This is a genomic window from Crossiella sp. NPDC003009 (genome assembly GCF_053591555.1).
Window position 1 is genome coordinate 80,866 of sequence record NZ_JBSFUA010000007.1, and the last position, 21,015, is coordinate 101,880.

Sequence of the window (21,015 nt, forward strand, 5' to 3'; positions counted from 1 at the left end):
AAGGAGGACCCGGCCATGTCCGGAGACCGCCGCAAGGTGCGGGTGGCCATCGTCGGCGTCGGGAACTGCGCCGCCTCGCTGGTGCAGGGCGTGCAGTACTACCGCGACGCCGACCCCGGCAGCCGGGTGCCCGGCCTGATGCACGTGCAGTTCGGCGACTACCACGTGCGCGACATCGAGTTCGTGGCCGCCTTCGACGTGGACGCCAAGAAGGTCGGCGCCGACCTGTCCGAGGCGATCCTGGCCAGCGAGAACAACACCATCAAGATCTGCGACGTGCCGCCGCTGGGCGTGCCGGTGCAGCGCGGGCACACCCTGGACGGGCTGGGCCACTACTACCGGGAGACCATCCAGGAGTCCGACGAGCAGCCGGTGGACGTGGCGCGGGCCTTACGCGAGGCCGAGGCCGACGTGCTGGTCTCCTACCTGCCGGTGGGCTCGGAGGCGGCGGACCGCTTCTACGCCCAGGCCGCCATCGACGCGCGGGTGGCCTTCGTGAACGCGCTGCCGGTGTTCATCGCCAGCGACCCGGTGTGGGCGGAGAAGTTCCGCGCCGCCGGCGTGCCGATCGTGGGCGATGACATCAAGTCCCAGGTCGGCGCGACCATCACGCACCGGGTGCTGGCCAAGCTGTTCGAGGACCGGGGCGTCATCCTGGACCGCACCATGCAGCTCAACGTGGGCGGCAACATGGACTTCATGAACATGCTGGAGCGGGACCGCCTGGAGTCCAAGAAGGTCTCCAAGACCCAGGCGGTCACCTCCCAGGTCGAGCACGACCTCGGTGCCCGCAACGTGCACATCGGCCCGTCGGACTACGTGGCCTGGCTGGACGACCGCAAGTGGGCCTACGTCCGGCTGGAGGGCCGCGCCTTCGGCGACGTGCCGCTGAACCTGGAGTACAAGCTGGAGGTCTGGGACTCGCCCAACTCCGCGGGCGTGATCATCGACGCGGTGCGCGCGGCCAAGATCGCGCTGGACCGCGGTATCGGCGGCCCGGTGCTCTCCGCCTCCTCCTACTTCATGAAGTCCCCGCCGGAGCAGTACGACGACTCCGCGGCCAGGGAGAAGGTCGAGCGGTTCATCCGCGGCGAGGACTGAGCGGACGGGGGCCGCGGTCAGCCGCGGCCCCCGACCGGTTCGGCGAAGTCGATCCGGTGGTCGAAGATCCACGAGTGGCCGCTGGTGCGGGACAGGCGCCGGAGCACCACGCGCAGAGCCAGGTCCCGCAGCGCGACCGCGACCGGGTTGGTCAGGGTCTTCAGCCCGCCGCGCCGCTGCCCCGCGGCGATGATCTTCTCCACCCGAGGCCTGCGCAGCTGCTCGAACCGGCGCAGCGCGGGCTCGGGCTCCGGCAGGTCGCGCAGGCACTGGGCCAGGGTGATCGCGTCCTCGATGGCCATCGCCGCGCCCTGCCCGCTGGAGTTCGGCACCGCGTGCGCCGCGTCGCCGATCAGGCCGACCCGGCCGCTGGTCCAGCGCGGCAGGTTCGCCAGGTCGTAGAGGCCGTAGGGCTGGAACCAGCTCGACTCGCTGCCGGCCAGGATCGTGGTCGCGTCCGGCAGCTGACCGGCGAACCGCTCGATGAGGTGCTGCCGCCAGTACGCGGGCCCGCGCGCGGTGATCTCCGCGCGGCTGAGCTCCGGGTGCGGGAAGTTGACGCCCCAGTACACGTCGCCGTCCGGCGCGGTGCCGTAGAGGAAGAAGCCCCGCCTGCCGAACACCATCCGGCCAGTGGCCGCGGGGGTGGGCCGGACCGGCAGCCCGGAGGTCCAGCCGCCGAGGCCGAGCAGGCCGGAGTAGCGGGGCGCGGGCGCGGTGGGGTCCATGATCCGGCGGACCGGGGAGTGCAGCCCGTCCGCGCCGATGAGCAGGTCGCCCTCGGCGGTGCTGCCGTCGGCGAACTCGGCCACCACCCCGGCGGCGTGCGCGGTGTAGCCGACCAGCCGCTTGCCGTACTCGACCCGCACGCCCGCCGCGAGCGCGGCCTGGAGCTCGCCACGCCGCACGCCGAGGCTGTGCAGCTCCGGTTCCAGCGCCGCGGACCCGTCGTCGAGCAGGCCGAGCCGCCGGCCGGCGCCGTCCAGGAACTCGGTCCGGTGGCTGACGTGCGCGCCGGGCGTCGCGCGCACCGCCTCGAGCAGGCCGAGGGTGCGCAGCACGGACAGCCCGTTGGGGGCCAGTCCGAGGAAGCCGCCGATGCCGATCCCCGGCCCGTCGTGCGCCTCGTAGACCTCGGCGTCCAGCCCGGCCTTGCCCAGCGCGGCGGCCAAGGTCGGACCGCCCACCCCCGCGCCGATGATGATCACTCGCATCGCTCTGCCCCCACGTAAAATGACCCCGGAAGATATTTCCTTCGATCGAACGAAATAATATCCGGCCAGGGAGGACCCGTGTCAACGCACCGCGACGAGCTGGTGGCCCGGCTGGCCAACGCCGGCCGGCGGACCAGCGACGCCGCAGTCATGTTCCACAGCGCGCTCAGTGCCCGCCTGGACATCAGCGTCACCGACTGGAAGCTGCTCGGCCTGCTGGAAACCCACGGCCCGCTCAGCGCCGGCGAGCTGTCCCAGCACTCTGGCCTGGCCCCCGCCTCCATCACCAGCGCGATCGACCGACTGGCCAAACGCGGCTACGTGCACCGCAACCGCGACACCACCGACGGCCGCCGGGTCCTGGTCGCCCTGGACGAGGGCCTGCTCCAGGGCGTGGACGCGCAGTTCGAGGGGTTCTTCCGCCGCCTCGGCGCGCTGGTGGAGCGCTACACCGACGCCGAGCTCGACCTGATCGCCGGGTTCCTGGAGCAGAACGCGGCCCTCATGCGGGAAGCGACGGCCGAGCTGAGCGAGCGCTAGGGCTCGATCATGGTCATGCCCGCCGACGGGCTGGTGTGCAGCAGTGGCAGTGCCCGCGCCGCCTCCGCCAGCCCGATGGTGCGGGTGATCAGCCGGTCCGGCCGCAGCTTGCCGCCACTGACCAGGGCCACCAGTTCCGGGTAGGCGTGGGCGGCCATGCCGTGGCTGCCCAGGACCGACAGCTCGTGCGCGATCACCCGGCCCATCGGCAGTGGCGTGGGGCCGCCGGGGAGCAGGCCGACCTGGACGTGTCTGCCGCGGCGGCGCAGGCTGTTGATCGAGGCGGCGGCCGTGGCGGGGTGGCCGAGGGCGTCCAGGGAGACGTGCGCGCCGCCGCCGGTGAGCTCGCGGACGGCTTCGGCGGTGTCGCCGCCGTTGACGGTGGCGGTGGCGCCGAGCTGGGTGGCCAGGGACAGGGCTTCTTCGTTGATGTCGATGGCGATCACCTGGGCGCCCGCGGCGGCGGCGATCATGACAGCGGACAGGCCGACGCCGCCGCAGCCGTGCACCGCGACCCACTCGCCCGCGCGGGTGCGGGCGATGTCGCGGACCGCGCGGAAGGAGGTGGCGAAGCGGCAGCCCAGGGCGGCGGCGGTCTGGTAGGCCATGGTGCCGGGCAGGGGGATCAGGTTCGTCTCGGCGTGCCGGATGCGCACCGCTTCGGCGTAGGAGCCCCAGTGGGTGAAGCCGGGCTGGCTCTGCGCGGGGCAGACCTGCTGGTCACCGGCCTGGCAGGAGGGGCAGCTGCCGCAGGCGTTGATGAAGGGCACGGTGACCCGGTCGCCTGGGCGGAACCGGCGCACGTCCGCGCCGACCTCGCGCACGACTCCGGCCAGCTCGTGGCCGGGCACGTGTGGGAACACCGTGATGTCCGGGTCGCGGCCCATCCAGCCGTGCCAGTCGCTGCGGCACAGGCCGGTGGCCTCCACCTCGATCACCGCGTCGGCGGGGCCGGGGGCCGGATCGGGCAGCTGTTCGACGGTGACCGGGCCGCCGAAGGAGTTGTAGACCACCGCGCGCATGAGCGAAACCTAACCCGGCTCTGCACAATGTGGTCGTGCGCGAGGGCGAGGAGTTCGGGCGGCGGTTGCGGGCCGAACTGCCGGGTGCGGCCAGGCTGGATCCGCAGACCCGCGCCGCCTACGGCTCGGACGCCTCGATCTACCGGGTGCTGCCCGCAGCCGTGCTGGAACCGCGGGACCTGGACGAGCTGGGCGCGGCGCTGGCCATCGCGCGCGAGCACGGGGTGCCGGTCACCGGCCGGGGCGGCGGGACCTCGGTGGCGGGCAACGCGATCGGGCCCGGTCTGGTGGTCGACTTCTCCCGGCACCTCAACCGGGTGCTGGCCATCGATCCCGAGGCGCGCACCGCGACCGTGCAGCCAGGGGTGGTGCTGGACGAGCTGCGCCGGCAGGCCGCGGCGCACGGGCTGACCTTCGGGCCGGACCCGTCCACCCAGTCCCGCTGCACGCTCGGCGGGATGATCGGCAACAACGCCTGCGGGCCGCATTCGGTGGCCTGGGGCACCACCGCCGAGGTGGTGCACCGGCTGGAGCTTCTGCTCGCCGACGGCCGCACGCTGGCCGCGGGGCCGGGTGGCAGCGGGGACGCGGAGCTGGACCGGCGGCTGATCTCGTTGCGGGACAAGCACTTGGCCGAGCTGCGGCGGGAGCTGGGCCGGTTCCGCAGGCAGGTCTCCGGGTACAACCTGGCGGAGTTGTTGCCGGAGAAGGATTTTCACCTGGCGCGGGCGCTGGTCGGCTCGGAGGGCACCTGCGCGCTGGTCACCTCGGCCACCGTCGCGCTCACCCCGGCGCCCGCGACCACGGTGTTGCTGGTGCTGGGTTTTCCCGATGTCTACACCGCGGCGGACCAGGCTCCGGTGCTGGCCGCGGCGGGCGCGCTGACCGTGGAGGGCATGGACGACGCGCTGATCGCCGCGCTCGGCAGCGGGCCGGGAAGTGTTGCCGCGCGGGAACTTCCGCCCGGCCGCGCCTGGCTGTACTGCGAGGTCGCCGGGGAGGCGGCGGCGCGGGAGCTGGCCGGACTGGTGCAGGCCAGCGCGCTGGTGGTCACCGACCCGGCGCGGGCCGCCGCGCTGTGGCGGATTCGCAAGGACGGCGCGGGCATCGCGACCAGGATGGCCGACGGCGGCGAGGCCTGGCCCGGCTGGGAGGACTCCGCGGTGCCGCCGGAACGCCTCGGCGGCTACCTGCGCGAGCTGCACGCGCTGCTGGCCGGCCACGGTTACCGCGGCATCGCCTACGGGCACTTCGGCGAGGGCTGCCTGCACCTGCGCTGCGACTGGGACCTGCTGAGCGCACAAGGGGTTTCCCGCTACCGCGCGTTCATCGAGGCGGCGGCGGACCTGGTGGTGGCGCACGGCGGCACCAGCTCCGGCGAGCACGGTGACGGCCGGGCCCGCTCCGAACTGCTGGCCCGCACCTACTCACCGGCGGTGCTGCGTGCCTTCGCCGGGTTCAAGGCGGCCTTCGACCCGGACGGCCTGCTCAACCCCGGCGTCCTGGTTGCCCCGCAACCACTCGACGCCGACCTGCGACCCGGCCACGACCGGATCGAGCTGCCCGTGGTGCACGCCTTGCACGCCGACCGCGGCTCCTTCGCCGCCGCGGTGCGCCGCTGCGTCGGCGTGGGCAGCTGCCGCCAGGCCAGCGGACCGATGTGCCCGTCCTTCCAGGTCACCGGGGACGAGGTGCACTCCACCAGGGGCCGGGCCAGGGTGCTCGGGGAGATGCTGCGCGGCGAGCTGCTCGACCCGGACGCCACCGCCGTGCGCGCGGCGCTGGACCTGTGCCTGTCCTGCAAGGCGTGCAAGCGCGACTGCCCGGTGCAGGTGGACATGGCCACCTACAAGGCCGAGTTCCTGCACCGCCACTACCGCCGGAAGCTGCGGCCCCGCGCGCACTACACGCTGGGCTGGCTGCCGCTGCTGGCCCGGCTGGCCCGCCCCGCGCCGGGACTGGCCAGCGCGCTCACCGGCAGCAGGACCGCGCTGCGGCTGGCCGGGCTGGAACCCCGCCGGGACCCGGTCTCCTTCGCCCGCACCAGTTTCCGGTCCTGGTGGCGTCGCCGCGGCGGGGCGCAGGGGACCGGCACGCCGGTGTTGCTGTGGCCGGACACCTTCACCAACTTCATGAATCCGGAGATCGGCATCGCCGCGGTGGAGGTGCTGGAGGCGCTGGGCTACCGGGTGGACCTGCCGCGCGGCCCGGTCTGCTGCGGCCTGACCTGGCACTCCACCGGACAGCTGGACATCGCCCGCCGGGTGCTGCGCCGCTCGGTCCGCGCGCTGGCAGGCGATCAGCTGGTCATCGGGCTGGAACCGTCCTGCACGGTGCTGCTGCGAGAGGACGCCGCCGAACTGGTGCCCGAGGCGGCCGGCCTGCGCGACCGGGTGCGCACACTGGCCGAACTGGTCGTGGGCCACCAGGGTGACTGGCCGTTCGAGCAGTTGGACGCCAAGGCGGTCCGGCAGCCGCACTGCCACCAGCAGGCCACCTTCGGCGACGCGGCCGAGCGGGAGGTGCTGGCCCGCCTCGGCGTCGAGGTCGACCAGGTGGACGCGGGCTGCTGCGGCCTGGCCGGGAACTTCGGCTTCGAGCCCGGTCACTGGGAGGTCGCGCAGGCCTGCGCGGAACGCCAGCTGTACCCGAAGATCAGGGCCGCGCCGGCCAGCACGCTGGTGCTGGCCGACGGGTTCTCCTGTCGCACGCAGGCCGCGCAGGGCACCGAGGTCACCGCGGTGCACCTGGCCGGCGTGCTGCGGCGGGCGCTCAGCCCTCCGGCATCTTCGACGAGTGGTGGTTGATGATCACCCAGCGCCCGTTCCGCTTCTCGTACACGAAGGTGTAGCGCGCATCGGTGCTGGTGCCGTTGGCGAAGGTGAACCGGTAGGTGCCGGTGTCCACCGCCGAATGCGATCCCTGGACGGTGATGTGGCTCCGCAGGATGTGGCCGCGCGGCTTGTTCTCCAGGAAGTGGTTGAAGTAGTCCACGATCCCGGCCCGATCCATGCGCACCCGGTTGGACAGCGTGGGGACCAGAACTGCCCCGTTGCCGTACCGGTTGGCGACTAACTGGCTGTTCCCGGTGGCTAATGTGGCGTCCCAGGCGAGGAACTGGGCGGCGACCTCCTGCTTGCTGGGCTGCCGCCCGCTCGCGCTCGCCACCACGCCACCGCCGAGCACCAGCCCGGCGACCAGCGTGCCTGCCGCGAAAATCCGGAAACGTCCCTGATGAGCCTTGAACACGGGTTTTCCTCCTCGTTGGCGGCGGGGAGGACCGGAACTCTCCGCCCGATTTGTCCAGTTCAGGAGGCGTGCTCAAGAAGTTGGATGCAGTTGTGACCGGACTTACTTAGGGTGTCTAAGCGAAATTGTTAGACTGGCTAAGTGTCCACCGGTGCAATGAAGATCGACTACCTGGCGCGGGAGCTTCGCCCGCTGGTTTTCCGGCTCTACTACGTGGTGCGCCGGGAGACCCCGCAGCACCAGCTGACGCTCACCCAGGCATCCGTGCTGGCCACGCTGGTCACCGACGGGCCGCAGCGGATGAGTGCGCTGGCCGAGCGGGAGGGCGTGCGGATGCCGTCGATGACCGACGTGGTCGCCCGCCTGGAGCGGCTGGGCTTCGCCCGCCGCGCGCCGGACCCGGTGGACCGCAGGGCCGTGCTGGCCGAGGCGACCGAGCAGGGCACCCGGCTGATCGAGGAGCTGGTGCGGGCGCGCGAGGAGTTCCTCAGCGCCCGGCTGGCCGAGCTGGGTGAGACCGACCGCGCCGCCATCGCCGCCGCCCTGCCCGCACTGTGGCGCTTGCTGGAGGTCAACTGAGATGAGTTCTGAGGTACGGCTGCTCGATGCCCTGAAGGGTCAGCCGCGAACGGTGTGGATCACCGCTTTCGCCGCGGTGATCGCGTTCATGGGCATCGGGCTGGTCGATCCGATCCTGCTGTCCATCGCCACCGCGTTGCAGGCCACGCCCTCCCAGGTAACCCTGCTGTTCTCCTCCTACCTCGGCGTGCAGGTGGTGGCGATGCTGTTCACCGGGGCCTGCGCGGCCCGCTTCGGCGCCAAGCGCACCCTGGTCGGCGGGCTGGCGCTGATCGTGGCGGCCACCCTGGCCTGCGCGCTGGTCTCCTCGATCACCGAGCTGGTCGGCCTGCGCGCGGTCTGGGGGCTGGGCAACGCCTTCTTCATCGCCACCGCGCTGTCGGTGATCGTGGGCGCGGCCTCCGGCGGCCAGCAGGGCGCGATCCTGTTGTACGAGGCGGCTTTGGGCATCGGCCTGTCCACCGGGCCACTGCTCGGCGCGGCGCTGGGCTCGCTGTCCTGGCGCGGCCCGTTCGCCGGGACCGCGGTGCTGATGGCGGTCGCGCTGGTGCTCGCCGCCGCCCTGCTGCCCGGCGACGCGCACGTCAAGCGGGAACCGGTCCGGCTGCTCGACCCGCTGCGCGCGCTGCGGCACCGCGGCCTGCTGCGCACCTCGGCCGGGTCCGCGCTCTACACCGCCGGGTTCTTCACCGTGCTGGCCTGGGCGCCGTTCGTGCTCCAGTTCACCGCGGTCGAGGTCGGCTCGGTCTTCTTCGCCTGGGGCCTGTGCGTGGCGGTCGCCGGCGTGCTGCTCGCGCCGAGGCTGGCCGCCCGGCTCGGCGAGCGCCGGGCCACCGTGGTCGCGGTGCTGGCCTACGCGGCGCTGCTGGCGCTGATGCTGGTGCCGGACAAACCGGTGCTGGTGGTCGCGGTGATCCTCAGCGGCGTCGTCTCCGGCCTGCTGAACACGCTGTTCACCGGCGCCGCGATGAGCATCAGCCCGGCTCCGCGCGCGGTGGCCAGCGGCGGCTACAACTTCCTGCGCTGGCTGGGCGGCGCGGCCGCGGCCACCCTGGTCGGGCACCTGGCCGAGTGGTTCGGCTGGGCGCACGCCCCGTTCCTGATCGGCGCGCTGCTCTGCCTGCTGGCCGGTGGACTGCTCGCGCTGGGCGCGGACGAACCGGACACCAAGGAGGTTCCGGCCGAAGCGGCCATCGTCGGCGAGGAACTCTAGTAGGTGTTCACAGTGTGCGGACCATGGCCGGTGAATCACTCACGGTGATGGTCCGCATGACTTATTTCACCGTTATGCCCGCTAGCCAGGTTGCAAGCTGACAACGGAGCGTGTCTGTTTGTGTTCTGTTCACTTTCAGGTCTTCCCCGGCTCGCTTGACGGACCTACGGTCACGCCGTTCCCAGACTGACGTCGTGGAGGTACGTGTGTCTCAAGGAGAGCAGGGTCACCGCCTGCTGCCGCTGCTGCCCAACCACCCGTTGGGCCGTTCGGCGCTGACCTGCGAGTACCGGTGTGGCAACGCGTGTGCGCACGAGGAGCCCAACAACTCGGGCAATGAGTACTTCGGCGACATGGCCCGCAAGGCGATGTCCCGGCGGGGCATGCTGCGCGCCGGCGCCGTGCTGGCCATCGCGGGTGCGGGCGCCAGCACGCTGGCCGGCACCGCGGCCGCCGACGTCAAGCTGGACCTGAACGCCGGTCCGGTGGACGTGGACCTGGAGCTCGGCTTCGGCGGCGGCCGCCGCACCGCGGGGGTGAACTTCGAGCCGGTCGCGCCCAACACCGAGGACAAGGTGGTGGTGCCCAAGGGCTACACCAGCGAGGTGCTGATCCGCTGGGGCGACCCGGTGGTGCCCGGCGCGCCCAAGTGGGACTTCGAGAAGCAGACCGCGGCCGCCCAGGCCATGCAGTTCGGCTTCAACAACGACTACTGCGGCCTGGTGCCGATCCCCGGCTGCGACGACAAGTGGCTCATGGTCAGCAACCACGAGTACACCTCCGAGGAGTTCATGTTCCGCGGCTGGAACAAGGACAACCCGACCCGCGAGCAGGTGGAGACCGCCTGGGCCGCGCACGGCCAGTCCGTGGTGCTGGTGGAGCGCAACCGGCGCACCGGCAAGCTGGAAGCCAAGGTGGACAAGCGGTACAACCGCCGGATCACGCTGACCACGCCGTTCGAGGTGCGCGGCCCGGCGGCCGGCTCGCAGTACCTCAAGACCTCGGCCGACCCGACCGGCACCGTGGTGCTGGGCACGCAGAACAACTGCGCGGGCGGGCTCACCCCGTGGGGCACCATCCTGTCCGGCGAGGAGAACGTCAACCAGTACTTCGCCAACGCGGACAAGGTCACCGACCCGGTCACCAGCGCGCGGCTGGCCCGCTACGGCTTCCCCAAGGGCACCAGCACCCGCAAGTGGGAGCGCTTCGACAAGCGCTTCGACCTGGCGCAGGAGCCCAACGAGGCCAACCGGTTCGGCTACATCGTGGAGATCGACCCGTTCGAGCCGGACCAGCCGCCGATCAAGCACACCGCGCTCGGCCGGTTCAAGCACGAGGGCGCCAACGTGATCGTGGCCCACGACGGCCGCGTGGTGGCCTACATGGGCGATGACGAGCGCTTCGACTACATGTACAAGTTCGTCACCGACGGCCGGATCAAGCACGGGCACAGCAAGCGCGCCCGCGAGCACAACAAGCGGCTGCTCGACTCCGGCACTCTCTACGTGGCCAAGTTCAGCGGGGACAGCCCCGCCGCGGAGATCGACGGCTCCGGCAAGCTGCCCAGCGACGGCCAGTTCGACGGCACCGGCGAGTGGATCCCGCTGGCGCACAACAACAAGTCCTTCGTGCCCGGCTTCACCGCCGAGGAGGTCTACGTCTTCACCCGGCTGGCCGCGGACAAGGTCGGCGCCACCAAGATGGACCGGCCGGAGGACGTCGAGCCGAACCTGCGCAACCGCCGGATCTACGCCGCGCTGACCAACAACACCGACCGCGGCAAGGCAGGCAAGGAGGGCGCCACCGAGGTCGCGCCGCGCCTGGGCAACAAGAACGGCCAGGTGCTGGAGATCGAGGAGCGGTTCTCCGACAACACCGCGACCCGGTTCAAGTGGAACCTGCTGTTGGTGTGCGGCGACCCGAAGGCCGCCGACACCTACTTCGGCGGGTACGACAAGACCAAGGTCAGCCCGATCTCCTGCCCGGACAACGTGGCCTTCGACGGCTACGGCAACCTGTGGATCTCCACCGACGGCAACGCCCTCGGCGCCAACGACGGCCTGTTCGCCACCCCGCTGGAGGGCAGGGAGCGCGGCCACGTCCGCCAGTTCCTGACCGTGCCGATCGGTGCGGAGACCTGCGGACCGGTCATCGGCGAGCGGTTCGTGCTGGTCTCGGTGCAGCACCCGGGCGAGGTGGACGGGGCGAGCATTGAGAAGCCCGCCTCGCACTGGCCGGACGGCGGCACCAGCCAGCCGCGGCCGTCCGTCGTCGCGGTCTACAAGAACGACGGCGGCCGCATCGGCAGCTGAGTGCTCAGCGGTGCTCGTTGCCTCTCCGCAAGGCGAGCACGAGCACCGCTGACATCAGCATCGCCCCGCCGACCAGCCACAACCCGGTCCGCTGGCTGCCGGTGGCATCGGCCAGCGCGCCGGTGAGGTAGGGCGCGACGAACCCGGACAGGTTGCCCAGCGAGTTGATCAACCCGATCGCGCCGGCGGCCGCGGCGCCGGAGAGGAACGTGGTCGGCAGCGCCCAGAAGGTGGGCATCGCGGCCAGCACGCCGCAGGCGCACACGGTCACCGCGATCATCGCCGCCAGCGGGTTGCCGAGGTAGAGCGCGATCGGAATGGCCAGCCCGCCCAGCAGCGCGGGCAGCGCCACGTGCCAGGTGCGCTCGCCGGTCCGGTCGCCGTGCCGCCCCCACCAAATCATCACCGCCGCGCCGATGGCGTACGGCACCGCGTTGATCAGCCCGCGCTCCACCACGGTGTAAGCGGTGCCGAACTGCGCCTCGAAGCCCTTGATGATGGTGGGCAGGAAGAAGCCGAGCGCGTAGAGCCCGTAGACGATGCCGAAGTAGACCAGCGCCAGCGCCAGGATCCGCGGCGAGGTGAGCGCCTTGCGCAGGGTCCAGCCGTGCTTGGCCTCGGTCGCCTTCTCCTCCGCGGCCAGCTCCTCGGTCAGCCAGGCCCGCTCCGCCTCGGTCAGCCACTTGGCCTCGCTGGGCCGGTCGGTGAGGAAGAACCAGGTCACCCCGGCCAGCAGGATCGCGGGCACCCCCTCGGCCAGGAACATGAACCGCCAGCCGGACAGGCCGAACACGCCGTCGCCGTAGCTGATCAGCAGGCTGGACACGGTGGCGCCGATCGCGCTGGAGACCGCCACCGCGGCCATGAACTGCGCGACCACCTTGGCCCGCTGGTAGGCCGGGAACCAGTAGGTCAGGTAGAGGATGATGCCGGGGAAGAACCCGGCCTCGGCCACACCGAGCAGGAACCGCAGCACGGACAGCGTGGTCGCGTTCGGCACGAAGGCCATCGCGGTGGCGATGATGCCCCAGCTGATCATGATCCGGGCGATCCAGCGGCGCGCGCCGAAGCGGTGCAGCGCCAGGTTGCTGGGCACCTCCAGCAGCAGGTATCCCACGAAGAATATGCCGGAGGCGAAGCCGAACGCCTTCTGGTCCATGCCCAGCTCGGCGGTCAGCCCGTTCGGCCCGGCAAACCCGATGTTGACCCGGTCCAGGTAGTTGATGAAGTACAACAACCCCAGGAACGGGACCAACCGCCAGGTGACCTTGCGCATGACGCGGTCCCGCATCGCGACGGTGTCCATCCCGGGTTCCTAAGCGAGAAGATCGCGCACGTCAAGCCAAACAGGTTCCTGACAACCGCCTGGTTGGCTGAGCGCATGCGTCTCGCCCGCCGCCTGCTGGCCCTCACCGCCCTGCTCGCCCTCGCCGCGCCACCGGCCGCCACCGCGGCCCCGGCCGGGATCGGGGTGGCGGACTACACCCTGGGCGAGTCCGCCTTCCGGGTGCCGGGCTTCGACGCCCCGATCGAACTGACCGGCGTGGTGCACTACCCGCGCCGCCCCGGCAGGCACCCGCTGGTGCTGCTCGCGCACGGCCTGTGGGAGTCCTGCGCCGACCCCGCCGCGGCCCGGTCCTACGCGGCCGCGCGGGCCGAGCTGCGCAAGCCGGACCTGGACCCGGCGGCCCGCGAGCGCGCCGAGGCCCAGGCCGCCGCGGCGAGCGCGAAACTCGGCGCCTGGCCCTGCGCGCCCGGCACCCCGCCCCTGCGCAACCAGCACGGCTACGACTACCTGGCCCGCGAGTTGGCCGGGCAGGGCTTCGTGGTGGTCTCCATCAGCGCGAACGGCCCCAACTCCGGCCCGGGCGGCCAGGACCAGGACCGCGCCCGCGCCGCCCTGATGAACAAGCACCTGGCCCTGTGGCGGGACCTCTCCGCCACCGGCGGCGGCGAGCTGGCCGGCCGCTTCACCGACCCGGCCAGCGGCCGCCCGGTGCCTGTGGACTTCCGCGGCCGGGTCGACCTGGACCGGGTGGGCACCATGGGCCACTCCCGGGGCGGCCGCGGCGCGGTCTGGCAGGCCGCGAACAGCCACCGCGCCGACTGGCCCGCCGGGGTGCGGGTCAGGGCGGTGGTGCCGCTGGCGCCCGCCGAGTACTACGTGGCTGACCCGGAGGACCCGACGGCCCCGGAACACCTGGACTACCGGATCACCGACATCCCGTTCCTGGCCGTCTCCGGCACCTGCGACTTCTCGGTCACCGGCGGCCGGGACTACTTCGACAACGCGGCCCGGCACAACACCGTGCCGGTCCGCCTGCTCACCGTGACCGGCGCGAACCACAACTTCTACAACACCGAGTGGTCCCCGGCGAGCCGTCAGCTGCTCAGCCACGACGACGTGGACGCCAACGACGTGCGCAGCGGCCCCGGCCGGTGCCGCCAGCACGAGGGCGGCCCGGTCCGCCAGCTCACCGAGTCCCAGCAGCGCCGGGTGGCCACCACCTACCTGAGCGCCTTCTTCCGCCGGTACCTCAAGGACGACCACTCGGCCGAGGCGATCATCAACGACCCCCGCGCCATCCGCATCGCGAACCCGCGCTGAGCTAGCGTCCTCACCATGACGTCCCGCCCCCGCGCCCTGGTCACCGGCGCCTCCCGAGGCATCGGCAAGGCCATCGCCCACGCCCTGTCCCCCACTCACGACCTGCTGCTGGGCGGCCGCGACCAGGCCGCGCTGTCCGCACTGGCCGGCGAGCTGGGCAACGCCATCCCGTGGACCGCCGACCTGGCCGACACCGAGGCGCTGACCGCGGCCACCGCACAGATCGACCGCCTCGACCTGCTGGTGCACAGCGCCGGCGTGGCCGAGCTGGGCGCGATCGCGGACACCCCGGCCAAGGTCTGGCGGGAGACCTACGAGATCAACGTGGTCGCGGTCGCCGAGCTCACCCGCCTGCTGCTGCCCGCCCTGCGCACCGCCCGCGGCACCGTCATCCTGATCAACTCCGGCGCCGGCCTGCGCGCCAACCCCGGCTGGGCCGCCTACGCCGCCAGCAAGTTCGCCCTGCGCGCCCTCGGCGACGCGCTGCGCGCCGAAGAGGAGGCCAACGGCATCCGGGTGACCTCGGTGCACCCCGGCCGCACCGCCACCGACATGCAGCGCGGCATCCGCACCGCCGAGGGCGGCGAGTTCCAGCCCGATGCCTACCTGACCCCGGAGTCGGTGGCCGGCGCGGTGGCCATGGCCGCCAACGCCGGTCCCGACGCCCACCTCACCGAGATCGTGATCCGCCCGGCTAGCCGCTGATCCGCTCCGCGATCCGCCGGACCTCCGCCTGCGCCTTGCCGCGGTCCACCCTGGTCGGCTCGTGCCCGCTGACCACGTGGTCCCCGGCCACCCACACATCGGTCACCTGGCTGGCCGCCGAGGACCACACCAGGTTGGACAGCAGCTGCACGTCCGGCGCGTCCGTGCCGCGCGGGAAGGCCGGGCTGTCCACGTCCACGTGCACCACGTCCGCCCAGCGGCCCGGTTCCAGCGCGCCGAGGTCGGTGCGGTTGATGGCGTTGGCGCCCTCGCGGGTGGCCATCAGCAGGGCCTGCGGGGCGGTGAGGGCATCGGCGGCGTCGGCGTCCAGGCGGGCGAACAGCACGGCCAGGCGGGCCTCGTCCCAGATGTCCAGGTCGTCGTTGCTGGCCGGGCCGTCGGTGCCCAGGCCGATGCGCAGGCCGTGCGCGCGCATGTCCAGCAGGCGGGCGGTGCCGGAGGCGAGCTTGGCGTTGGAGTTGGGGCAGTGCGCCACGGCCACGTCGTGCCTGGTGAAGATGGCCAGGTCGTCATCGGAGAGGTGCACCGCGTGCGCGGCCAGCACCCGGCCGCCCAGCGCGCCGATCTTCTCCAGCAGCTTGGGCACCGAGCCGTGCTCGGCGCGGACCGCGACGTCCTCCTGCAGGCCCTCGGCCACGTGGATGTGCAGCAGCGCGCCGCGGTCGCGGGCCAGCTGGGCGACCTCGGCGATGATCTCCGGGGTCAGCGTGTACGCCGAGTGCGGGCCGTAGCCCAGCTCGATCCGGTCACCCGGCCCGGAACGCAGGCCGTCGGCGTCGATCCACCGGGTGGTGTGCCCGGTCAGCTCCTGCCAGCTGCCCAGCCGCTCCAGCCCCGGCGCGTTGATGATGCCGGGGGTGAGCACCACCCGGCCGCCGGTGTCCAGCACGGCCTGGGCCATCTGCTCGCCGTGGAAGAACATCTCCACGCTGGTGGTCACCCCGGCGCGCAGCATCTCCACCGAGCCGAGCAGCATCCCGTCGTAGGAGTCCCGCTCCACCATCCGGCCCTCGGCAGGCCAGATCGCCTCGGCCAGCCAGCGCATCAGCGGCAGGTCACCGCCCAGGCCGCGCAGCGGCATCATCGGGGTGTGCGCGTGCGTGTTCACCAGGCCGGGCAACAGGATGCCGGTCAGCTCCCTGACCCGCGCCCCGGCCGGTGGCGGCGGCGCGTCCGCGCTGGGTCCACAGTGGACGATCCGACCGGTCTCGTCGAAGTCGACGACGGCGTCCCGCAGCACCGAGCAGGCGGCGTCACAGGGCAGGACTACGGGGGCTTTCAGGCGAGTCGACTCGGGCATGAAGGGATCCTGCCACCTCGCCGGGAGCCGGTGGCGGGGGCTTCGGGTGGTCCAGCACACAGCGCAGCCCGGCCAGCTGGTCGTGCCAGGCCCGCTGGTCCCTGCGGAACACCGGCAGCAGCAGCACCAGGGTGAAGCCGACCAGTCCAACCAGCGCGAACATGATCAGCATCTCCCGCTCCGGCATGCCCAGCCTGGTGGCCAGGTCGAACCGCTCGTGCAGCCGGATCACCACCGCGCCGACCACCACCGCGGCCATGGTCAGCACCGCCAGCATGCCCGCGGGGCCGAACAGCTCGCGCAGCACCAGCCTGCCCACCGTGGCCGGGCTGCCGTTCACCTTGCGCACCTTGAACTTCAGCACCCGGCCGCCAGGGGTGTAGCCCTGGTCCAGCAGCGGCAGCACGATCCGCACCAGCAGGTAGGAGGCGAAGCTCAGGAAGGCCGGTTCGAAGCTGGTGAAGGTGTGCACGGCGAAGGCGATGAGGCCGACCGCGATCATGTCCAGGCCGTAGCCGACGATCTGGCGGGGCAGGCTGGTGGAGTCGGCCAGCGCGCGGACCTCGTTGGGCGGCAACAGCTTCGGCACGATCAGCGCGGCGGGCGCGATCAGCCCGCCGAGCGCGGCGCCCAGCGTGTTGGCCATCAGGTCGTCCACGTCGAAGAGCCGGTACGGGCACGGGTAGACGCCGAAGTTGCCGGTCAGCTGGGTGATCTCGACCAGCAGCGAGACGCCGAACCCGATGGCCACCACCCAGCGCCGTTGCAGCCCGTACACCTTGCGCAGCAACACACCCAGCGGCACGAACAGCGCGATGTTGAACACGAAGGACAGCATCGACTTGGCGGTCAGCCCGGCCAGGAAACCGGACTGGCCGTGCTTGGCCAGCTCGGTCTGGATGTCGGCGAGGAACTGGAAGGGCACGAACTGGGTGCTCTGCCGCCCGGTGCACACGCTGTCCAGCGGCGGGAACGGCATGAACACCAGGGCCAGCAGCACCAGGCCGTACATCAGCGCCGCGTACAGCACGAACGACCGGCGCGGGTCCACCCGGCCGAACCGCACGTAGTGGAAGACCACCACCGGTATCAGCAGCGCGAAGCCGACGATCACGAAGTAGAGCAAGCCGGTCTGGATGTTCTGTACGTACAGGGTGGGCACGAGAAGAGTCTGCGGCCCGGCGCGAAGATCCAGATCGACCTATCGGCCACCCGCCCTCGGCAATACGGCTGATTCACCCAGTAGGGGTGAGGCGACGATCGGCCTCAGGGTGCTCGATCGGGGTGACCGGCCGCCGCTGCACCGGCACGGCCCGCTCCCGCCGCGTGGCCGGGACCTCCGCCGAGCGGAAGGCCAGCACCAGGCCCAGTCCGGCCAGCATGCCCAGCGCGAGCAGCACCCGCAGGTCGCCGGCGAGCCCGTCGGCCAGCACCGGAGCGATCAGCACGAAGCAGCCCAGCCCGGGCAGCGTGCCGGCTTCCCGCCCGGCCAGCCGGAGCAGGCCGCGCCAGGAGCCGTCCTCGCGGTGGGCCCGGTAGCCGAGCAGCCAGCCGCCCGGCGTCCAGCCCTGCGCCAGCCACGGGACGAACACCCTGGCCATCAGCACCGGGATGACCGCGGCGAACAGGGTGCCGCCGGTGGTCAGGAAGAACATCCCGCTCAGCAGCAGGTCCACGCCGAGCGCGGCCAGCTTGCGCGGCACGCTGACCGGCGCCAGCGGCAGCGCCGGGGTGGGCAGCAGCCGGGGCACCAGGAGCACCAGCGGGGCGATGGCGAAGCCGAGCAGCGCGCCAGTGGTGTTGCCCAGCAGGTCGTCGACGTCGAAGAGCCGGTAGGAGCAGGGGAAGGTGCCCCAGTTGCCGGTCAGCTGGGTCAGCTCGATGAACAGCGAGACGGCGAACCCGGTGGTCACCGTGGTGCGCAGGTCCTTGCCGAAGGCCCGGCGCAGGAACACGCCCAGCGGCGCGAACAGCGCGATGTTGAACACGAAGGACAGCACCGACTTCGAGGTCAGCCCGGCCAGGAACCCGGAGCGGCCGTGCTTGGCCAGCTCGCTCTGGGTGTCCACGAGGAACTGGAACGGCCGGAGCTGGGTGGTGTCCTGGACCGTGGCGCACACCTTCATCGGGTCCGGCAGCGGCAGGAACACCAGGGCGAGCGCGACCGCGGCGTAGGCCAGGAAGGCGTAGAGCACCAGCGCGCGCCGGGCGTCCAGCCTGCCGTAGCGGCGGTAGTGCACCGCGGCCACCGGCAGCATCAGCACGAGGCCGGCGCCCAGGAACAGCAGCAGTCCGGCGCGGATGGAGCCGAGGTAGGTCGCGGTCACGAGATCAATGCTCGAGAATTCCGCGCTCCGCCCCATCGCCCGCGCAGTCAGGACCGCTCGGCCGAAGGGCCCGTCCCCGGCCGCCGGAGATCGGCCGGATGGCCGAGTTGATCAGACCGAGTCGAGCCGTTTCCGCAGCGCGGCCAGCCGGCCACCTGGCGGGACCGTCGGCTGGCCGAACTTGGCCGGGCCGCCGAAGCGAGCCCGCTGCACCGCGCCGGTGTCCACCCGGAACGCGGGCCGCCCGCCGCTGGGCCGCTGCCGGGAACGCAGCCAGGCCAGCCGGTGCTGGGCCTCGCTGTGGTGGTCGGTGATGGTCACCTCGGCCGCGTCGAAGGAGTGCAGCACCGCGCGGTTGAGCTCCAGGGTGGCCCGGTCCCGCCACAGCGTGCGCTCGGAGCCGGTGTCCAGGCCCAGCCGGGTGGCCACCGCGCCGGCCATCGCGTACGCGCCCTCGTCGGCCAGCGCCCTGGTGCCGATCTCCGCGCCGACGAACCAGGAGTTGAACGGCGCGGCCGGGTAGCCGACCCCGCCGATGGACAGCCGCATGTTGCTGATCACCGGCACCGCGTGCCAGCGCAGCTCCAGCTCGCCGAACCAGTCCAGCTCGGGATGGGTCAGCGGCACCTCCAGCACCGCCTCGCGCGGCACCGTGAACAGCTTCGGGCCCTCGTCCGCGGTCTCCACCACCAGCGGCAGCAGGTCGAACCGGCCTGGATTGGCCGGGCTCCGGTAGCCCAGCGCGCGCATCGCGTCGGTGAACTCGGCGTAGCGCGGGTCGCCGATGACCGAGCCGTCCTCGGCCCGGTGCCCGGCGTAGCGCACCAGTTGCTCGTTCCAGATGCACGGGCCCGGCCGCTCCGGGGTGTCCGGCGCGAACACGGTGACCAGCGGGCGGATCGCACCCTCGTTGGTGGCCTGGCGCAGGTGCTCGAAGCACTCGGTGGCCACCGCGGCCGGTCGGCGCACCCCGCGCAGGTCGCGCACCTTCAGCCGCCGCCACGGCATGCCGCTGGTGCACCAGCCCGAGTCCCGCAGCGCCACCCGCGCGCCGTAGGCCAGCTCCGCGGGGGTGTGCCGGTAGGTGCCGGTCTTGCCGACCTCCGCGCGGACCTCGGCCAGGCGCTGGCTCAGCGGGCCCGCGCCGGAGTGCGAGTCATGGAACATGCGGAGGAACTCCTCCGCGGCCATGAGATCGACCTGGGCGGCCGGGGAGCTCGCCGCCGGCGCGAAGCTGATCACCTGGGTGTCGACTACGGTCACGGCTCGGTAACGTAGTTCGTGAACCCGGTCACGCGTCACTGCCGTACGGGGCAAGAAAACCAGCAGGTCGTCTCACCCGATCCAGTGGTCAATTCACCGAGGGTGGCGATCTTGACCACGGACCGTCAGATCCGCTCGAAGATCAGGTCGTGGATGACCCGGCCTTCCTCGTGCGCCCTGGACTCGAACTTGGTCACCGGCCGCCAGTCCGGCCGCGGCGCCCAGCCGCCCGGTTCCCCGGCGAACCGGTTGCGCAGCAACGGCGTGGCCAGGCAGGCGGCCATCATCTCCGCGCTGTACTGCTCCCAGTCGGTGGCCAGGTGCAGCGTGCCGCCCGGCGCGATCCGGGAGGCGGCCAGCGCGACGAACTCCGGCTGCACCAGCCGCCGCTTGTGGTGCTTCTTCTTCGGCCACGGGTCCGGGAAGAAGATCCGGATGCCGTGCAGCGAGCCGGCCGGGATGTTCTTGCGCAGCAAGGTGACCGCGTCCCCGCGCAGCAGCCGCAGGTTGGTCAGCCCGAGCTTTTCCACCCGCAGCAGCAGCTGGGCCAGGCCGGGCTTGTAGACCTCGGCGGCCACGTAGTTCAGCTCGGGCGCGGCCGCGGTCAGCTGCGCGGTGGTCTCGCCCATGCCGGAGCCGATCTCCAGCAGCACCGGCGCGCTGCGGCCGAACCAGGCGTCGAAGTCGACCGGGTCCTCGCCCAGCTCGTCCACCTTGCGGCCCAGCGCCGGCCAGTACTGCTCGTAGGCGCGCTGCTGTCCTGGGCTGAGCCGGGCGGTGCGCTGCACGAAGCTCACCACGGTGCGCCAGTGCGCAGGCCGGACGGGGTCCTGCCCAGTCGAAGTCATCGTTCCCTCACGCCGCTGTGCTGCGATTACGGCCCCGACTCTGCCATTTGGCAGGGCCGGGGCCGTAGTCGGGTCCAGCGGGCTACCAGCCCTCGATCTGCGGCAGCCGGGCGGCGAGCCCGGCCACGCCGGCGATCGGCACCGCCGGCCGGGGGTCGTTCTCGTGCGCGGGCAGCGCGTCCAGCCAGCCCTGGTGCGCGTGGGTCAGCACCACGGTGGTCGGCAACCCGGTCGAGGTGCCGGGGTCCGAGGGCACGTACTCCCAGTAACCGTCTTCACCATCACCCACCCAGGGGACGTAGAACCACCCAGGACGGTTGGTCAGCAGCTCGTGCACGCCGTCCTCCACGGCGAACCCGGCCGCCCGGTGCAGCAGGTCGCCGCGGTGCAGGGCGCGCAGCCACCACGGCGCGGGAACCTGGTTGCCGCCCGCGGAGGCGGCCCGGAACAGGTGCAGCACCTGGCGTTCCGGCGCCCGGTCCACCCAGGAGCGGCGGGTCTGCGCGGGGTCGGTCGCGGCGGTGGCGTAACCCATGCGCTCGATCGCCTGGGACCATTCCAGTGCCGCGGTGGGCTCCACCCTGAGCCCGGCGAGTCGTGCTGGCGGGCGACGCTTGATCTGGTCCCCGCGCTGGTTCGGCAGTCTCGACAACGCTGTCGATGCGCTCACCGTCGGTGAGTCGAGCATCGGTTCGGTCATGATCACCTCCGAC

The 21,015-nt window shown here is 72.1% G+C and carries 18 protein-coding genes; 8 read left to right on the forward strand and 10 right to left on the reverse strand.

Features of this window, described 5'->3' with window-relative positions; all coding sequences use genetic code 11:
- The first annotated feature begins 15 nt into the window (after window positions 1–15).
- Complete coding sequence (locus ACWDY5_RS10170) at window positions 16–1,101, forward strand: inositol-3-phosphate synthase (protein WP_252483616.1); 1,086 nt, start codon at window positions 16–18, stop codon at window positions 1,099–1,101.
- Between the two features lie 17 nt (window positions 1,102–1,118).
- Here the strand turns inward: ACWDY5_RS10170 and ACWDY5_RS10175 are convergent, their stop codons facing one another.
- Window positions 1,119–2,315, reverse strand: a complete 1,197-nt coding sequence (locus tag ACWDY5_RS10175) for an FAD-dependent oxidoreductase (protein WP_449721929.1) — start codon at window positions 2,313–2,315, stop codon at window positions 1,119–1,121.
- A 78-nt stretch (window positions 2,316–2,393) separates the two neighbouring features.
- On the opposite strand from ACWDY5_RS10175, the gene ACWDY5_RS10180 reads away from it, so the two are divergent.
- Entirely contained in the window at window positions 2,394–2,855 is a 462-nt protein-coding gene (locus tag ACWDY5_RS10180; RefSeq protein WP_449721930.1) for a MarR family winged helix-turn-helix transcriptional regulator, read from the forward strand.
- Here ACWDY5_RS10180 and ACWDY5_RS10185 read toward each other — a convergent pair.
- On the reverse strand, window positions 2,852–3,877 hold the full coding sequence (locus ACWDY5_RS10185) for a zinc-dependent alcohol dehydrogenase family protein (RefSeq protein ID WP_449721931.1): 1,026 nt from the start codon (window positions 3,875–3,877) through the stop codon (window positions 2,852–2,854). The genes ACWDY5_RS10180 and ACWDY5_RS10185 overlap by 4 nt on opposite strands.
- 35 nt (window positions 3,878–3,912) lie before the next feature.
- Here ACWDY5_RS10185 and ACWDY5_RS10190 point away from each other — a divergent pair, with 35 nt between their 5' ends.
- Window positions 3,913–6,684 (forward strand): FAD-binding and (Fe-S)-binding domain-containing protein, encoded by a 2,772-nt coding sequence (locus tag ACWDY5_RS10190; protein WP_449721932.1) that lies wholly within the window; start codon window positions 3,913–3,915, stop codon window positions 6,682–6,684.
- Here ACWDY5_RS10190 and ACWDY5_RS10195 read toward each other — a convergent pair.
- Complete coding sequence (locus ACWDY5_RS10195; RefSeq protein ID WP_449721933.1) at window positions 6,650–7,126, reverse strand: SgcJ/EcaC family oxidoreductase; 477 nt, start codon at window positions 7,124–7,126, stop codon at window positions 6,650–6,652. The genes ACWDY5_RS10190 and ACWDY5_RS10195 overlap by 35 nt on opposite strands.
- Before the next feature lie 156 nt (window positions 7,127–7,282).
- Here ACWDY5_RS10195 and ACWDY5_RS10200 point away from each other — a divergent pair, with 156 nt between their 5' ends.
- The 3 genes from ACWDY5_RS10200 (at window position 7,283) to ACWDY5_RS10210 (ending at window position 11,230) form a co-directional block, all read left to right on the forward strand.
- Window positions 7,283–7,705: a MarR family winged helix-turn-helix transcriptional regulator gene (locus ACWDY5_RS10200; protein ID WP_449722073.1), complete on the forward strand. Its 423-nt coding sequence runs from the start codon at window positions 7,283–7,285 to the stop codon at window positions 7,703–7,705.
- A 1-nt stretch (window position 7,706) separates the two neighbouring features.
- Complete coding sequence (locus ACWDY5_RS10205; protein WP_449721934.1) at window positions 7,707–8,918, forward strand: MFS transporter; 1,212 nt, start codon at window positions 7,707–7,709, stop codon at window positions 8,916–8,918.
- Between the two features lie 194 nt (window positions 8,919–9,112).
- Window positions 9,113–11,230, forward strand: a complete 2,118-nt coding sequence (locus ACWDY5_RS10210; RefSeq protein WP_449721935.1) for a PhoX family protein — start codon at window positions 9,113–9,115, stop codon at window positions 11,228–11,230.
- Between the two features lie 4 nt (window positions 11,231–11,234).
- Here ACWDY5_RS10210 and ACWDY5_RS10215 read toward each other — a convergent pair whose 3' ends face one another.
- Entirely contained in the window at window positions 11,235–12,536 is a 1,302-nt protein-coding gene (locus ACWDY5_RS10215) for an MFS transporter (protein ID WP_449721936.1), read from the reverse strand.
- Between the two features lie 75 nt (window positions 12,537–12,611).
- Here ACWDY5_RS10215 and ACWDY5_RS10220 point away from each other — a divergent pair, with 75 nt between their 5' ends.
- A complete protein-coding gene (locus tag ACWDY5_RS10220) occupies window positions 12,612–13,838 on the forward strand; it encodes a hypothetical protein (RefSeq protein ID WP_449721937.1) in 1,227 nt (408 codons plus the stop codon).
- 15 nt (window positions 13,839–13,853) lie between these two features.
- Window positions 13,854–14,543: an SDR family oxidoreductase gene (locus ACWDY5_RS10225; protein ID WP_449721938.1), complete on the forward strand. Its 690-nt coding sequence runs from the start codon at window positions 13,854–13,856 to the stop codon at window positions 14,541–14,543.
- Here ACWDY5_RS10225 and ACWDY5_RS10230 read toward each other — a convergent pair.
- From ACWDY5_RS10230 to ACWDY5_RS10255, 6 genes are all read right to left on the reverse strand, one after another.
- Window positions 14,533–15,864, reverse strand: coding sequence for an amidohydrolase family protein (locus ACWDY5_RS10230; protein ID WP_449721939.1), 1,332 nt, complete (start codon window positions 15,862–15,864; stop codon window positions 14,533–14,535). The genes ACWDY5_RS10225 and ACWDY5_RS10230 overlap by 11 nt on opposite strands.
- Window positions 15,818–17,026, reverse strand: a complete 1,209-nt coding sequence (locus tag ACWDY5_RS10235) for a VanZ family protein (RefSeq protein WP_449721940.1) — start codon at window positions 17,024–17,026, stop codon at window positions 15,818–15,820. Before ACWDY5_RS10235 ends, ACWDY5_RS10230 begins: the two co-directional genes overlap by 47 nt.
- A 73-nt stretch (window positions 17,027–17,099) precedes the next feature.
- On the reverse strand, window positions 17,100–18,191 hold the full coding sequence (locus ACWDY5_RS10240; protein ID WP_449721941.1) for a VanZ family protein: 1,092 nt from the start codon (window positions 18,189–18,191) through the stop codon (window positions 17,100–17,102).
- A gap of 111 nt (window positions 18,192–18,302) precedes the next feature.
- Window positions 18,303–19,454, reverse strand: coding sequence for a nitric oxide synthase oxygenase (locus ACWDY5_RS10245; protein ID WP_449721942.1), 1,152 nt, complete (start codon window positions 19,452–19,454; stop codon window positions 18,303–18,305).
- 125 nt (window positions 19,455–19,579) lie between these two features.
- A complete protein-coding gene (gene trmB, locus ACWDY5_RS10250; RefSeq protein WP_449721943.1) occupies window positions 19,580–20,302 on the reverse strand; it encodes a tRNA (guanosine(46)-N7)-methyltransferase TrmB in 723 nt (240 codons plus the stop codon).
- Between the two features lie 82 nt (window positions 20,303–20,384).
- Window positions 20,385–20,972 carry a hypothetical protein gene (locus ACWDY5_RS10255; protein ID WP_449721944.1) on the reverse strand — a complete coding sequence of 196 codons (588 nt, stop codon included), beginning with the start codon at window positions 20,970–20,972 and terminating at the stop codon, window positions 20,385–20,387.
- Between the last annotated feature and the right edge of the window lie 43 nt (window positions 20,973–21,015).

Bases quoted from the DNA above. Each gene is read 5' to 3' on its own strand.
- ACWDY5_RS10170 (WP_252483616.1), top strand. From the start codon at position 16: ATGTCCGGAGACCGCCGCAAGGTGCGGGTGGCCATCGTCGGCGTCGGG.
- ACWDY5_RS10175 (WP_449721929.1), bottom strand. From the start codon at position 2,315: ATGCGAGTGATCATCATCGGCGCGGGGGTGGGCGGTCCGACCTTGGCC.
- ACWDY5_RS10185 (WP_449721931.1), bottom strand. From the start codon at position 3,877: ATGCGCGCGGTGGTCTACAACTCCTTCGGCGGCCCGGTCACCGTCGAA.
- ACWDY5_RS10200 (WP_449722073.1), top strand. From the start codon at position 7,283: ATGAAGATCGACTACCTGGCGCGGGAGCTTCGCCCGCTGGTTTTCCGG.
- ACWDY5_RS10205 (WP_449721934.1), top strand. From the start codon at position 7,707: ATGAGTTCTGAGGTACGGCTGCTCGATGCCCTGAAGGGTCAGCCGCGA.
- ACWDY5_RS10215 (WP_449721936.1), bottom strand. From the start codon at position 12,536: ATGGACACCGTCGCGATGCGGGACCGCGTCATGCGCAAGGTCACCTGG.
- ACWDY5_RS10220 (WP_449721937.1), top strand. From the start codon at position 12,612: ATGCGTCTCGCCCGCCGCCTGCTGGCCCTCACCGCCCTGCTCGCCCTC.
- ACWDY5_RS10225 (WP_449721938.1), top strand. From the start codon at position 13,854: ATGACGTCCCGCCCCCGCGCCCTGGTCACCGGCGCCTCCCGAGGCATC.
- ACWDY5_RS10230 (WP_449721939.1), bottom strand. From the start codon at position 15,864: ATGCCCGAGTCGACTCGCCTGAAAGCCCCCGTAGTCCTGCCCTGTGAC.
- trmB (WP_449721943.1), bottom strand. From the start codon at position 20,302: ATGACTTCGACTGGGCAGGACCCCGTCCGGCCTGCGCACTGGCGCACC.